We start from the raw sequence: 12827 nt of genomic DNA, 5'->3' as shown, positions 1-12827 counted from the left end.
CGGCGAAGGAGTTGGAAATGGACCTGCTGCACGGTATCCGGACCTTCGTCCGCGTGGTGGAGCACGGCAGCTTCACCCAGGCCGCCCAGGCGCTGGGCACCTCTCCGGCGACCGTTTCGCGCCAGGTCGCCGGGCTCGAACAGGCGCTCTCGGCGCGCCTGCTGCAACGCAATACGCGCAGCGTCGTGGTGACGGAAAGCGGTCTGCGCTACTACGAGCATTGCAAGCAGATCCTGCGTACGGTCGCCGCCGCCGCGGCGGACGTCGAAGACAGCCAGTCCCACGCCAGTGGTCGCCTGCGCCTCCACGCGGTGACCGAACTGGGCCTCGAGCACCTGATGCCGCTACTGGTGGACTACCTGGACGGCCATCCGGACGTCTCCGTCGACCTCACGCTGGCCCAGGGCACCCCGGCCCTGCTCGAGGAAGGCCTGGACGTGCTGATCACCCTCGGCCGAACCTTGCCGGACTCGACCCTGGTCGCCCGCGATCTCGGCCAGGTGTTCAGCGTGGTCTGTGCCGCGCCGGAATACCTGGCACGGCATGGCGTGCCGCGCACGCCGGAGGACCTGCTGCGGCATCGCTGCCTGAACGTGGCCGCGCCGTCCTGCCCGCAGGGCTGGGCCTTCGTCGGCGAACGCGGCGAAACGCTGCTCGATCTCGACGAGGCGCTCAAGGTCAACCTCCCCGAGGCCGCCTGCGCCGCCGCCGCGGCCGGGCTCGGCGTCTGCCTGCTGCCCGGCTTCGTCGCCGCCCGCGCGCTGCAGGAAGGCAGCCTGTTGCGGCTACTGCCGGGCCATCGACTGCATGTCCGCGAGGTGTTCGTGCTGTACTCCTCGCGGCGCTACCTGGACGCCAAGATCCGCACCTGGGTGGACTTCCTCAGGGAACGCCTGCCCCTGGCGTTCGAGCGTGACCGGGCGATCCTCGACGATCGGCGCTACTGGGCGGAAAGCCCAACCGGCGTAGCGCGCGAGACCGCGACCTAACGCCTGGATCGATAGGTATCCTCAAAAACATATACTGGTTTTCGATTGATCGAGGGAGGAACATGGCTCATCCGAGTCATGAGGTGAATCATGCTACCGACTCTCTATATTTCCCACGGCTCACCGATGCTCGCCCTCGAACCGGGCGCCAGCGGCGTACAACTGCGCCGCCTGGCTACAGAGCTGCCGCGGCCGAAGGCGATCCTGGTGGTTTCCGCGCACTGGGAAAGCGACGACCTGCGAGTAACCGGCGCCGCGGCGCCGGATATCTGGCACGACTTCTACGGCTTTCCGCCGCCCCTCTACGCCGTGCGCTACCCGGCCAAGGGCGCGCCGGCGCTGGCGCAGCGGACGATCGAACTGCTCCAGGCCGCCGGCCTGCCGGCCCAGGCCGACCCACAGCGACCATTCGACCACGGCACCTGGGTGCCGCTGAGCCTGATGTACCCGCAGGCGGACATCCCGGTGCTCCAGCTGTCCCTGCCGAGCCGCCTCGGTCCGGCCCTGCAGAGCCGCGTCGGCCAGGCCCTGCGCCAACTGCGCGGGGAAGGCGTGCTGCTGATCGGTTCCGGCAGCATCACCCACAACCTGGGCGAACTGGACTGGCACGCCGGACCGGAAGCCATCGCGCCCTGGGCGCGGGAGTTCCGTGACTGGATGGTGGAAAAGCTCCAGGCCGACGACGAGGCCGCGCTTCACGACTACCGCCGGCAGGCGCCCTGGGCGGCGCGCAACCACCCCAGCGACGAGCACCTGCTGCCGCTGTTCTTCGCCCGCGGCGCGGGCGGCGGCGGGATGCGCGTCGAGCACAGCGGCTTTACCCTGGGCTCGTTGGGGATGGATATCTATCGCTTCGATTGACAGAGCTTCTCGTGGGACTGGCGGAGAGCATTGGCTTCCCACCGCAAGCTGGGTGGATTCGGCTGGCAGCCAGGAAATCGCGAGCGATATAGTCCTGTAGCGCGGATAACGCCATAGGCGTTATCCGCGATGTCATGGATAGGCGGCAGATCAGGGCTTCGGTATGTGCAGGTCTGGCATGCACGACGTGGTGCCTGCCCTGGCGGCTGGGCAAGTCTTTTGTTTCCTTTAGACGCTTGCCAGAGGGACTCGCCCGGGGTGACGAAACGAGAAGCCGGGGCAGGCGCGAAAAACAGCCTGGCCAGCAAACATCAAGCCCATGAAAAAGCCCCGCCGAAGCGGGGCTTTTGTTCATCGCGCTGGACCTCAGTCCTCGCGATAGCGGCGCAGGCGCAGGGCCTTGCCGGCGACGCGGGTGTCCTTGAGCTTGGTCAGCAGGCGCTCGAGGTTGGCCTCGGGCAGTTCGATCAGGCTGAAGGTATCGCGAATCTGGATGCGACCGATGTCCTCGCGGGACAGGCCGCCCTCGTTGAGGATCGCGCCCAGCAGGTTCTTCGCTGCGACCCCGTCGCGCGCGCCGAGGGCGGTGCGGCAGCGGGCACGGCCTTCGCTCGGCGGCGCCATCGGACGACGCTCGCCGCTGCGCTCCGGACGCTCGCCGCGTTCGCCACGGTCGGCACGCTCGCGCGGTGCCGATGGGGTCAGCGGCTGTTCGCGGCGCACCGACTCCAGGTCCAGCGCCTTGCCGGCGGTCAGGCGCGCCAGCAGTGCGGCGGCCAGGGTCTCGGCATCGCAGCCGAGGCGACGGCACAGCTCGTCGCGCACCGCGCCGCGCTGCTCGACGGCGCTGTCGAGCAAGGGCGTCAGGCTCGCGGCCAGGCGCGCCAGGCGGGCCTCCAGTACGGTCTCGGCATCCGGCAGGCGGACTTCGCCGACCTTCTGCCCGGTGACCCGCTCGATCACCTGCAGCATGCGCCGCTCGCGCGGAGTCACCAGCAACAGCGCGCGCCCTTCCCGACCGGCACGGCCGGTACGGCCGATGCGGTGCACGTAGGACTCGGGGTCGTAGGGCATGTCGATGTTCAGCACGTGGGTGATGCGCGGTACGTCCAGGCCCCGGGCAGCAACGTCGGTGGCGATGACGATGTCCAGCGAACCGTCCTTCAGCGACTCGATGACCCGCTCGCGCTGTGCCTGCGGCATGTCGCCGTTGAGCGCGGCGGCGCGGTAGCCCTGGCGCTCGAGCAATTCGGCGTAGTCGAGGGTGGCCTGCTTGGTGCGGACGAAGGCGATCAGCGCGTCGAACTGCTCGACTTCCAGCAGACGCTGGATCGAACCGGCCTTCTGATCGGCATGGACCATCAGGTGGACCTGCTCGATGCGCGCCACGGTCTGGGTCTTGGCGGCGATCTTGACGTGCTTGGGCTGCTTCAGGTGGCGCTCGGCGATGCCACGGATGGACGCCGGCAGGGTCGCCGAGAAGAGCACGGTCTGGCGCGATTCGGGAAGCGCCTCGAAGATCACTTCCAGGTCGTCCATGAAGCCGAGCTTGAGCATCTCGTCGGCTTCGTCGAGCACCAGGCGCTGGACGGTGGCCAGCAGCTTCTCGTCGCGGCGCAGGTGGTCGCACAGGCGGCCGGGGGTAGCGACGAGGATCTGTGCGCCCTGGCGCAGGGCCTTCAGCTGCGGCCCCATGGGCGCGCCGCCGTAGACGGCGACCACGCCGACGCCCGGCAATTGCTTGGAATAGGTTTCGCAGGCGGTGGCGACCTGCAGGGCCAGCTCGCGGGTCGGCACCAGCACCAGCATCTGCGGCTCGCGACGACTCGGGTCGATGCGCGACAGCAGCGGCAGGGCGAACGCGGCGGTCTTGCCGGTACCGGTCTGCGCCTGGCCGATCATGTCGTGGCCTTCGAGGATCAGCGGAATCGATTGAGCCTGGATAGGCGAAGGCTCTTCGTAGCCTACGGCGACGATTGCCGCGAGCACATTGGGGTGAATACCGAGCGCGGCGAAGCCGACGGTTTCCTGAGTCATGGGTTTGCCTCGTATACATCCGCAAAGACCCATGACCCATGGCTGCTCATGCCCTGTACGGCCGAAACGGCCACCCAGGCAGCTGGGGCGGGGATTTGCGAGATTGCTTTTGAATTAGAAGATTACGTAAAGGAAATCCGCAGAGCGGATACACAGCCAGAGCACAGCGCTCCGAAAAATGCAGGTCCTGAACGGGGTCAGTTTTGACCGGCGCGCATCATACCGGAATTTTGACGTTTGTGTGCGTTTTTTCCGACATGCGTCATCGGAGAGACTGACAATGGACATCCCGATTCCAGACGTCTATACCGACGTTGCCCGCCCCCCGCCAGGAAACCGCCGCATGAACGACACCCTCCCAGGACGCATCAGCCGCGAACGGCGCGGCCACCTGCTGCTGCTCGGCCTCGACCGCGTGGCCAAGCGCAACGCCTTCGACCTGCCGATGCTCGACGACCTGGTCGCCGCGCTCGGCGAATACGAGGCCGACGACAAGTTGCGCTGTGCCCTGCTCTTCGCCCACGGCGAGCATTTCACCGCCGGGCTGGACCTGGCCAATGTCGGCGAGACCTTCCGCCAGGGCTGGAAACTCCCCGAAGGCGCCGTCGATCCCTGGGGCACCTTCGGCGGCCGGCGTCCAAGCAAGCCGCTGGTGGTGGCCGTGCAAGGCTACTGCTACACCATCGGCATCGAACTGATGCTGGCGGCCGACATCAACCTCTGCGCCAGCAACGCGCGCTTCGCCCAGCTCGAAGTGCAGCGCGGAATCCTCCCGTTCGGTGGCGCGACACTGCGCATGCACCAGGTCGCCGGCTGGGGCAACGCCATGCGCTGGCTGCTCACCGGCGACGAATTCGACGCCCACGAAGCCTATCGTCTCGGCCTGGTGCAGGAAGTCACCGCCCCGGAAGACCTCCTCGACCACGCCGTCGCTCTCGCCGAACGGGTCGCGGCCCAGGCGCCGCTCGGCGTGCGCGCCACCCTCGACTCGGCGCGCCAGGCCCTGCTGGAAGGCGAAGCGGTCGCCGCCGCTGCGTTGCCGGAAGCCGCCAGGCGCCTGCTCGACAGCGAGGACGCCAAGGAAGGCCTGCGCGCGCTCCAGGAACGCCGCCCGGGACGCTTCGAAGGACGCTAGGCCGGGCCCTTGTCCGCGCGCCCTGGCTACTGGGCCGGGCGCAGGCTGTCGATATAGCCCTGCAACGAATAGCCGAGTTGCGGCTCCAGCGCCGCGGCACGCGTCCGCAGGGCTTCCTGGTCGAGTTCGAGGGCCAGGTTCGCCGGCACCAGCATCACCACGTTGCCCTCGGCCACCGGACACTCCCAGTAATGATGGTGATAGCGCCCGCGCAGCAGCGGCGCGCCCAGCGGCTTGCCATCGGTGCCGCTCCACTGGTTGATCACCAGCCAGCCATCCTCGGCGAGGCGCTCCTGGCAGGCGCCGAGGAAATTCCAGGCCAGGTGCGCGGCCGACGGGCCGGTATCGGTATAGAGGTCGAGGAAGATCAGGTCGGCCTCCGCGCATTCGCCCAGGCTCTCCAGTGCGTCGCCGATGCGCAATCGCAGGCGCGGGTCGTCGCGCAGCCCCAGATGCTCGCGGGCCAGGCGCGGAATCGCCGGGCGCAGCTCGATGGCCTCGGCCTCCTCCAGCGGCAGGTGGCTCAGGCAGGCCTGGGTCAGACTGCCGGCGCCGAAACCGAGGAACAACGCGCGACGCGGTTGCGAATGACAGAGCCCGCCGAGCAGCATGGCGCGGGTGTAGTCGTATTCCAGCCAGGCCGGATCGGGCATGAACACGCAGCTCTGCTCGACACCGTCGCCGAACTCGAGGAAGCGATAGTCGCCGGACTCGATGACCCGGATGACCCCGTATTCGTCGCGCTCCTCGACCAGCAGACGTTCTTCGCTCACCACTCACCTCCCCCCGCCGCTTCGCCGGCTATCGCCAGGCGCTCCGGCAAAAGCACCGCAGCATAGCAAAGCCGGCCCGACGATGGATTTCCGCTATTGCAACGATCGCTGGCGGCGCTGCGGCGAGCTGCTCTACCATGCCGCAATCCGCTTTCCCGAGCATTGCCAAGAGTCGTAGATGAGCCAGTCCTGGAGCCCCGAGAGCTGGAGGGCCAAGCCGATCCAGCAACAACCCGAGTACCCCGATGCCGCGCACCTGGCCAGGGTCGAGCAGACCCTCGCCGGATACCCGCCGCTGGTCTTCGCCGGCGAGGCTCGCGAGCTGCGCCGGCAGTTCGCCGAAGTCACCGCCGGACGCGCCTTCTTGCTCCAGGGCGGGGATTGCGCGGAAAGCTTCGCCGAATTTTCCGCGGCGAAGATCCGCGATACCTTCAAGGTACTGTTGCAGATGGCGGTGGTAATGACCTTCGCCGCCGGCTGCCCGGTAGTGAAGGTCGGGCGCATGGCCGGCCAGTTCGCCAAGCCGCGCTCCTCCGGCGACGAAACGCAGAACGGCGTGACCCTGCCTGCCTATCGCGGCGACATCGTCAACGGCATCGGCTTCGACGAGAAGAGCCGCGTGCCGGACCCGGAGCGCCTGTTGCAGGCCTACCACCAGTCCACCGCCAGCCTCAACCTGTTGCGCGCCTTCGCCCAGGGCGGCTTCGCCGACCTGCACCAGGTGCACCGCTGGAACCTCGACTTCATCGCCAACTCGGCGCTGGCCGAGCGCTACCAGCAACTCGCCGACCGCATCGACGAGACCCTCGCCTTCATGCGCGCCTGCGGCCTGGACAGCGCGCCGCAGCTCCGCGAAACCAGCTTCTTCACCGCCCACGAAGCGCTCCTGCTGAACTACGAGGAAGCCCTGACCCGCCGCGACAGCCTGACCGGCGAGTGGTACGACTGCTCGGCGCACATGCTCTGGATCGGCGACCGCACCCGCCAGCTCGACGGCGCCCATGTCGAGATGCTGCGCGGCGTAGGCAATCCGATCGGGGTCAAGGTCGGGCCGAGCATGGACAGCGAGGAGCTGATCCGCCTGATCGATATTCTCAACCCGGACAACGATCCGGGCCGCCTCAACCTGATCGTGCGGATGGGTGCCGACAAGGTCGGCGACCACCTGCCGCGCCTGATCCAGGCCATCCAGCGCGAGGGCCGCCAGGTGCTGTGGAGTTCCGACCCGATGCACGGCAATACCATCAAGGCCTCCAGCGGCTACAAGACCCGCGACTTCGCCCGCGTGCTCGCCGAAGTCCGCCAGTTCTTCGAGGTGCACCAGGCCGAAGGCAGCTACGCCGGCGGCATCCACATCGAGATGACCGGGCAGAACGTCACCGAATGCATCGGCGGTTCGCGACCGATCACCGAAGACGGCCTCAGCGACCGCTACCACACCCACTGCGACCCGCGGCTGAACGCCGACCAGTCGCTGGAACTGGCCTTCCTGATCGCCGAAACCCTGAAGCAGGTACGCCGCTGAGCGCGCCGCGGCCGCTCCCGCCGCCCGGCGGGAGCGTTCGCTAGAGCAGCACCCCGCGCAAGCGCACCGCCAACTCCCCGCGCCCCTCGATCGCCACCGTCGCCAGGCCCAGCCAGGCGGCCATGCTGCGCAACTGCTCGGCCAGCTCGTGCAGGGCGGCATCGTCCATGCCGTTCGCCTCGGCATGCAGCGCATGCACCGCCAGGCGCTCCCGCGCCCGCTCGGCGCGGAGGTCGACGCGGCCGACCAGACGGCCGTTGTACAGGAATGGCAGCACGTAGTAGCCGTACACGCGTTTTTCCTTCGGCGTGTAGATCTCCAGACGATAGCGGAAATCGAACAGGCGCTCGGCCCGCGCCCGCTCCCAGACCAACGAGTCGAAGGGCGAGAGCAAGGCACTGGCGCCTAGCCGCCTCGGTACCTGCGGTTCGCCGGGGCAGTAGGCCGGCTGGCTCCAGCCCTCGACCCGGACCGGCAGCAGCTCGCCAGCCTCCACCAGTTCGGCGAGGCGCGCGCGGCTCTGCGCCGGGCTCAGCCGATAGTAGTCGCGCAGGTCCTTTTCGGTGGCCACGCCCAGGGCGCTCGCCGCCATCCGCAACAGCTCGCGCTGGGCCTGTGCCTCCGAAAGCTCGGGACGCGCCAGCAATTCCGCGGGAAACACTCGCTCCGGCAGGTCATAGAGCCGCTCGAAGCCGCGCCGTCCGGCCACCGTCAGCTCACCGGCGGCGAACAGCCATTCCAGCGCATGCTTTTCCGCGCTCCAGTCCCACCAGGGACCGGCCCGCTCCTGCCGCGTGCTCAGGCTGCCAGCACCCAGCGCGCCTTGCTCGCGCACCGCCTGCAACACCTGGCGGATCAGTGGCTGCTGTTCCCGGCCGAAACGTGCCAGTTGCTGGTAGATGCCCTGGCCGTCGGCGGCCTGGCGCATCCGCCAGCGCATCAGCGGGTAGTGCTCCAGCGGCAGCAGCGAGGCCTCGTGCCCCCAGTATTCGAACAACTGGCGGTGACGGCCGACACTCCAGGCTGCCTCGTCGAGCAGCGTCATGGAGTAGGGACCGAGGCGGGAAAACAGCGGCAGGTAGTGCGAGCGCACCAGCGCATTCACCGAATCGATCTGTAGCAGGCCGAGGCGCGCGAGCATTTCGCGCAGATGCCGCCGCTGCACGCTGCGGCGCGTCCGCCGGCCGTCGAAGCCCTGCGCGGCCAGGGCCAGGCGGCGGGCTTCGGCGAGGGAAAGCGAAAGACTCATGGAGCGCCCCAGTCGATGAAGGAGACTGCGAGTCTATCGTGCCCCCGCCGCCGCGCCAGCCCGGCGCGCCGCTGCGGTTCGCTCAATGCCGACGCAGCGGGTCGTCCCAGAAATGCCGCTCGCCCTCTTGGAAGATATCCGCCCGACTCAGGCCGAGGTCCTTCAGCGCTTCGTCGCTCATCCTCAGCAGTTCCCGGCGCTCGCGGGCCAACTGCAACCAGCGCCGCCAGCGACGCCACAACGACGGCGCAGCGGTCGAGGCGGGATGGGGCACAGCGTGGCAGTGATTGCCGAAATAATCCTGTTGACCTTTCATCGTCTTGCCCTCCGTTCGGGATAGGCACAGTCTCCCGCCAGGCATAGGATCAATCCAACGAATCATTCTTATGCAATTCATCTTGGAGATTGATGAATGAGCTACCAGCCCGGCATCGATACGGAATTGCTCCGCACCTTCGTCGCCATCGCCGAGCACGGTGGTTTCACCCGCGCCGCGGAGGCGCTGAATCGCACCCAGTCGGCGGTCAGCATGCAGATGAAGCGGCTAGAGGAGGACGTCCTGCAGCGCTCGCTGTTCGAGCGCGACGGAAGGCAGACCCGCCTCACCGCCGAAGGCCAGGTGCTGCTCGGCTATGCCCGGCGGATCCTCAAGTTGCACGGCGAGGTGTTCAACACCCTGCGCCGCCCGCACATGGTCGGCTCGGTGCGCATCGGCACACCGGACGACTACGTGATGCGTTTCCTCCCGGCGATCCTGTCGCGCTTCGCCGAAGCCTATCCGCTGGTGCAGGTCGAGGTGCATTGCGACACCTCGCTCAACCTGCTGGCGCGCAACGACCTCGACCTGTCCATCGTCACCCGTGAGCCGGGCACCGAGATCGGCCAGTTGCTGCGCCAGGAGCCCTTCGTCTGGATGGCCGCCGAGGGCTTCTGCCCCCACGACCAGCGGCCGATCCCGCTGGCCATGTTCAACACCACCTGCTTTTGCCGGGCCTGGGCCTGCAACGCCCTAGAGGCGGCGGAACTGGACTACCGCATCGCCTACAGCAGCCCCAGCCTGTCGGCGCTGTTCGCGGTGGTCAGCGCCGGCCTCGCCGTGACCGTGCAACTGCGTAGCCTGCTCACCGGCAACCTGCGCATCCTCGACGAGAGCGAGGGCCTGCCCGCCCTGCCCTCGGCCAGCATCATGCTGATGCGCAACCCGCACAGCCAGTCGCCGGTCACCGAGAAGCTCGCCGAATACATCGGCGAGGGCTTCCGTCTCTGACTCAACCGCGCACCAGCAGGAGCACCGCGCACAACGCGAGGAAGGCACAGAAGGCCATGCGCAGGCTGCGCTCGGGCAAGGCGTGGGCCAGCCTCACGCCCCAGGAAATGCTCAGCAGGCCGCCCAGCGCCAGGGGGATCCCCATCCGCCAGTCGACATGACCGTGCATGGCGTAGGTCCCCAGCGCCACCGCCGTGCTCGGTGCGGCCAGGGCCAGCGCGAGGCCCTGGGCGACGACCTGGGCGAGGCCGAACACCGAAGTCAGCACCGGTGTCGCCAGCACCCCGCCACCGACCCCGAAAAGCCCGCCGAGCGAACCTGCGCCAAGGCCCAGCACGCCCATCCAGGGCAAACCGTAGCGCGGCGTCGCGCCGCCCTGCGGCGGGCGCCGGAACAGGCGCCAGAACATGTAGCCGGCCAGCGCCAGGAGGAAGATCACGAACGCTTCGCGCATCCGCGCCGCATCGATCCGCGCGGCCACGCTGGACGCCAGGAACGCGCAAAGCAGGCCGGTCAGGGCAAGGACTCCGGCCTGGCGCGGATCGATGCGGTTGCGCTGGTGGTAGCGCCACAACGCCAGCACCACGTTCGGTACCACCATCACCAGCGCGGTACCCTGCGCCAATTGCTGGTCGAGGCCGAAGATCACCCCCAGCACCGGGATCGCCAGCAGGCCGCCGCCTATCCCGAACAGACCGCCCAGGCAACCGAGCACCATCCCCAGCAGGAAATCGAGAAATACATCCAGCATGTCAGCCCCTCTTTCGACGCCTCCATGCTAGGCAAGCGTGGCTGGATGGGAAACGCACAAGAAAGCACAATGGCTATGCCAATCACGCAAAGGCATGAGCATGTTGCCCGATACCCTCAGCGAACAGTTCGTTCTCTACCTCGATGTCCTCGATGGCGGCAGCTTCTCCGCCGCTGCCCGCAAGCACCCGCTCACCCCGTCCGCCGTGGCGCGCCGGATGGACGCCCTGGAACGCGCCGTCGGCAGCACCCTGCTGGTGCGCACCACCCATACGGTGCGCGCCACGCCGGCCGGCCTGGCCTTCGCCGACCGCGCCCGGCGGATCGTCACCGAACTGCGCCTGGCCCGTGCCGAAGCGGTGTCCCTGAGCACCGCGCCGCAGGGCCTGATCCGTATCGATGCGCCGGTGCCCTTCGGCCGCCGCCACCTGGCCCCGGCGGTCGCCGACTTCCTCAAGGCCAACCCCGGCCTCGACGTGCAATTGCGCCTGATCGGCAGCTTCATCGACCTGCAGGGCGAACATCTCGGCGAGGTCGACCTGGTGTTGCGCGCCGGCCCGCTGCCCGACAGCCGCCTGGTGGCCACTTCGCTGGCGCCGATGGTGCGGGTGGTCTGCGCCAGCCCGGAGTACCTGCGCGAACATGGCGTTCCCGCATCCCCCGGCGAACTGCCGGAGCATGCCGGCATCGATTGGGACAACCTGTCGCCACCCTATGCCTGGCGCTTCCAGCACGACGGCAAGCTCCAGCACCTGCGGCCGAAACGGGCGCGGCTGGCCACCAATAACGCCGAAGCGATGGTCGACGCGGCGCTGGCCGGCCTCGGCATCGCCCACCTGCCAACCTGGTTGTGCAGCGAGTACCTGCTGCGCGGCGAACTGCAGGCGCTGTTCTGCGACGACGGCTTGCCCGCCGCCGAGCCCACCTGCATCTATGCCCTGCGCCTGGAACGCGAAGCCAGTTCGCGAACCCGCCTGCTGCTGGCTTTCCTCCGCGAGCGCTTCGGCTTTCCGCCACCCTGGGACCAAGCCCTGCAGCAGCGTCTCGGCGAGCGCTGAAGACACCACCCGGCGGGAAACCTGGAAAGCCAATAGCCACTACGCTAAATTCATGCACAGCGCCCTACTTACTTGGAAGACAGCCATGTCCCGACTGCCCACCACCCCTTGCGAGCAGCTCAAGCTGGACAACCAGCTGTGCTTCGCCCTGTATTCCACCTCGCTGCAGATGACCAAGGTCTACAAGCCCCTGCTGCAAGCGCTCGGCCTCACCTATCCGCAGTACATCGCCATGCTGGTGCTGTGGGAACGCGACGGCCTGACCGTGGGCGAAATCAGCGCACGCATGCTTACCGACCCGGGATCGCTCACGCCTCTGCTCAAGCGCCTGGAGGGCGAAGGTCTAATTACCCGCACTCGCAGCAGCGAAGACGAACGCGTAGTCCTGCTGCGCCTGACCGACAAGGGCCGCGCCCTGCAGCGACAGGCCGAGAGCATTCCCGCCTGCATCCTGGAGAGTACCGGCCTCGACCTGCCACAGCTGGTCGCCCTCAAGGATGAGCTGCTGGCCCTGCGCGGCAACCTGCAAGCACCGGACTGAGGGGCTTATACCTACCTGTCTGGTTTTTATCGCCAAATCTTCCAACGATTTATCTTGCGCACAAAATAGCATGACGATAAATTTTATTTCACGCACTTACTTAGCGCGCAAGAAATTAACGCACAACCTAGACAGGTGACCCTCATGCAAACCATCAAGGCTCTCTACACCGCAAGCGCAACCGCCACCGGAGGCCGTGACGGCCGTGCGGTATCCTCGGACGGCGTGCTCGACGTGAAACTCAGCACTCCGCGCGAACTGGGCGGCCAGGGCGGCGCGGCCACCAACCCGGAACAACTGTTCGCCGCCGGCTACTCGGCCTGCTTCATCGGGGCCCTGAAGTTCGTTGCCGGCCAGCGCAAGCAGACCCTTCCCGCCGACGCCTCGATAACCGGCAAGGTCGGCATCGGCCAGATTCCCGGCGGCTTCGGCCTGGAGGTCGAACTGCACATCAGCCTGCCGGGCCTGGAGCGCGAAGCCGCCGAAGCGCTGGTAGCCGCCGCCCACCAGGTCTGCCCCTACTCCAACGCTACCCGCGGCAATATCGACGTACGCCTGAACGTGTCGGTTTGAAGCTTCTGACTCTCCGCGCCGCGGCGGCGGACAGCGGAAACGAAAAAGCCCGGCGAATGCCGGGCTTTT

General features: G+C 67.7%; 13 protein-coding genes. 8 read left to right on the top strand and 5 right to left on the bottom strand.

The genetic code is table 11. From position 1 onward, the window contains the following. Positions 1–17: 17 nt before the first annotated feature. Positions 18–989 carry a LysR family transcriptional regulator gene (locus tag HMPREF2924_RS06410; protein WP_003130817.1) on the top strand — a complete coding sequence of 324 codons (972 nt, stop codon included), beginning with the start codon at positions 18–20 and terminating at the stop codon, positions 987–989. Between the two features lie 90 nt (positions 990–1079). After that, complete coding sequence (locus HMPREF2924_RS06405) at positions 1080–1850, top strand: DODA-type extradiol aromatic ring-opening family dioxygenase (RefSeq protein ID WP_003109673.1); 771 nt, start codon at positions 1080–1082, stop codon at positions 1848–1850. A 366-nt stretch (positions 1851–2216) separates the two neighbouring features. On the opposite strand, the gene HMPREF2924_RS06400 is transcribed toward HMPREF2924_RS06405, so the two are convergent. Further along, on the bottom strand, positions 2217–3920 hold the full coding sequence (locus tag HMPREF2924_RS06400) for a DEAD/DEAH box helicase (RefSeq protein WP_003119873.1): 1704 nt from the start codon (positions 3918–3920) through the stop codon (positions 2217–2219). A gap of 310 nt (positions 3921–4230) precedes the next feature. On the opposite strand from HMPREF2924_RS06400, the gene HMPREF2924_RS06395 reads away from it, so the two are divergent. After that, positions 4231–5022: a crotonase/enoyl-CoA hydratase family protein gene (locus HMPREF2924_RS06395; protein ID WP_003130815.1), complete on the top strand. Its 792-nt coding sequence runs from the start codon at positions 4231–4233 to the stop codon at positions 5020–5022. A gap of 26 nt (positions 5023–5048) precedes the next feature. Here HMPREF2924_RS06395 and HMPREF2924_RS06390 read toward each other — a convergent pair whose 3' ends face one another. Then, the gene (locus tag HMPREF2924_RS06390) at positions 5049–5798 is read right to left on the bottom strand and encodes a spermidine synthase (RefSeq protein WP_003130813.1); all 750 of its coding nucleotides are present in this window, start codon (positions 5796–5798) and stop codon (positions 5049–5051) included. A 175-nt stretch (positions 5799–5973) separates the two neighbouring features. Here HMPREF2924_RS06390 and HMPREF2924_RS06385 point away from each other — a divergent pair, with 175 nt between their 5' ends. Next, positions 5974–7320, top strand: coding sequence for a class II 3-deoxy-7-phosphoheptulonate synthase (locus HMPREF2924_RS06385; RefSeq protein ID WP_003117352.1), 1347 nt, complete (start codon positions 5974–5976; stop codon positions 7318–7320). Between the two features lie 40 nt (positions 7321–7360). Here the strand turns inward: HMPREF2924_RS06385 and HMPREF2924_RS06380 are convergent, their stop codons facing one another. Together HMPREF2924_RS06380 and HMPREF2924_RS06375 are read right to left on the bottom strand one after the other, a co-directional pair. Continuing rightward, a complete protein-coding gene (locus tag HMPREF2924_RS06380; protein ID WP_003110986.1) occupies positions 7361–8569 on the bottom strand; it encodes a winged helix-turn-helix domain-containing protein in 1209 nt (402 codons plus the stop codon). Positions 8570–8651: 82 nt separating this feature from the next. Further along, entirely contained in the window at positions 8652–8885 is a 234-nt protein-coding gene (locus HMPREF2924_RS06375) for a DUF1127 domain-containing protein (protein WP_003110987.1), read from the bottom strand. A gap of 96 nt (positions 8886–8981) precedes the next feature. On the opposite strand from HMPREF2924_RS06375, the gene HMPREF2924_RS06370 reads away from it, so the two are divergent. Beyond that, positions 8982–9836: a LysR substrate-binding domain-containing protein gene (locus HMPREF2924_RS06370; RefSeq protein WP_003114756.1), complete on the top strand. Its 855-nt coding sequence runs from the start codon at positions 8982–8984 to the stop codon at positions 9834–9836. Between the two features lies 1 nt (position 9837). Here the strand turns inward: HMPREF2924_RS06370 and HMPREF2924_RS06365 are convergent, their stop codons facing one another. After that, complete coding sequence (locus HMPREF2924_RS06365; RefSeq protein ID WP_003110990.1) at positions 9838–10587, bottom strand: sulfite exporter TauE/SafE family protein; 750 nt, start codon at positions 10585–10587, stop codon at positions 9838–9840. Between the two features lie 100 nt (positions 10588–10687). Between HMPREF2924_RS06365 and HMPREF2924_RS06360 the strand changes: the two genes are divergently transcribed. From HMPREF2924_RS06360 to ohrR (HMPREF2924_RS06350), 3 genes are all read left to right on the top strand, one after another. Continuing rightward, positions 10688–11644, top strand: a complete 957-nt coding sequence (locus HMPREF2924_RS06360) for a LysR family transcriptional regulator (protein WP_003090939.1) — start codon at positions 10688–10690, stop codon at positions 11642–11644. Positions 11645–11729: 85 nt separating this feature from the next. Then, the gene (gene ohrR, locus HMPREF2924_RS06355) at positions 11730–12185 is read left to right on the top strand and encodes a hydroperoxide stress response transcriptional regulator OhrR (RefSeq protein ID WP_003090940.1); all 456 of its coding nucleotides are present in this window, start codon (positions 11730–11732) and stop codon (positions 12183–12185) included. 144 nt (positions 12186–12329) lie between these two features. Further along, positions 12330–12758 (top strand): organic hydroperoxide resistance protein OhrR, encoded by a 429-nt coding sequence (gene ohrR / locus HMPREF2924_RS06350; protein WP_003090941.1) that lies wholly within the window; start codon positions 12330–12332, stop codon positions 12756–12758. Positions 12759–12827 lie beyond the last annotated feature (69 nt).

The sequence above is a fragment of the Pseudomonas sp. HMSC063H08 genome (assembly GCF_001813645.1).
GTDB lineage: Bacteria > Pseudomonadota > Gammaproteobacteria > Pseudomonadales > Pseudomonadaceae > Pseudomonas > Pseudomonas aeruginosa.
The sequence above is the reverse complement of the archived record's forward strand: the minus strand, read 5'-3'. Positions and strand labels throughout refer to the sequence as shown.

Bases quoted from the DNA above. Each gene is read 5' to 3' on its own strand.
- HMPREF2924_RS06410 (WP_003130817.1), top strand. From the start codon at position 18: ATGGACCTGCTGCACGGTATCCGGACCTTCGTCCGCGTGGTGGAGCAC.
- HMPREF2924_RS06405 (WP_003109673.1), top strand. From the start codon at position 1,080: ATGCTACCGACTCTCTATATTTCCCACGGCTCACCGATGCTCGCCCTC.
- HMPREF2924_RS06400 (WP_003119873.1), bottom strand. From the start codon at position 3,920: ATGGGTCTTTGCGGATGTATACGAGGCAAACCCATGACTCAGGAAACC.
- HMPREF2924_RS06395 (WP_003130815.1), top strand. From the start codon at position 4,231: ATGAACGACACCCTCCCAGGACGCATCAGCCGCGAACGGCGCGGCCAC.
- HMPREF2924_RS06385 (WP_003117352.1), top strand. From the start codon at position 5,974: ATGAGCCAGTCCTGGAGCCCCGAGAGCTGGAGGGCCAAGCCGATCCAG.
- HMPREF2924_RS06380 (WP_003110986.1), bottom strand. From the start codon at position 8,569: ATGAGTCTTTCGCTTTCCCTCGCCGAAGCCCGCCGCCTGGCCCTGGCC.
- HMPREF2924_RS06375 (WP_003110987.1), bottom strand. From the start codon at position 8,885: ATGAAAGGTCAACAGGATTATTTCGGCAATCACTGCCACGCTGTGCCC.
- HMPREF2924_RS06370 (WP_003114756.1), top strand. From the start codon at position 8,982: ATGAGCTACCAGCCCGGCATCGATACGGAATTGCTCCGCACCTTCGTC.
- HMPREF2924_RS06365 (WP_003110990.1), bottom strand. From the start codon at position 10,587: ATGCTGGATGTATTTCTCGATTTCCTGCTGGGGATGGTGCTCGGTTGC.
- HMPREF2924_RS06360 (WP_003090939.1), top strand. From the start codon at position 10,688: ATGTTGCCCGATACCCTCAGCGAACAGTTCGTTCTCTACCTCGATGTC.
- ohrR (WP_003090940.1), top strand. From the start codon at position 11,730: ATGTCCCGACTGCCCACCACCCCTTGCGAGCAGCTCAAGCTGGACAAC.
- ohrR (WP_003090941.1), top strand. From the start codon at position 12,330: ATGCAAACCATCAAGGCTCTCTACACCGCAAGCGCAACCGCCACCGGA.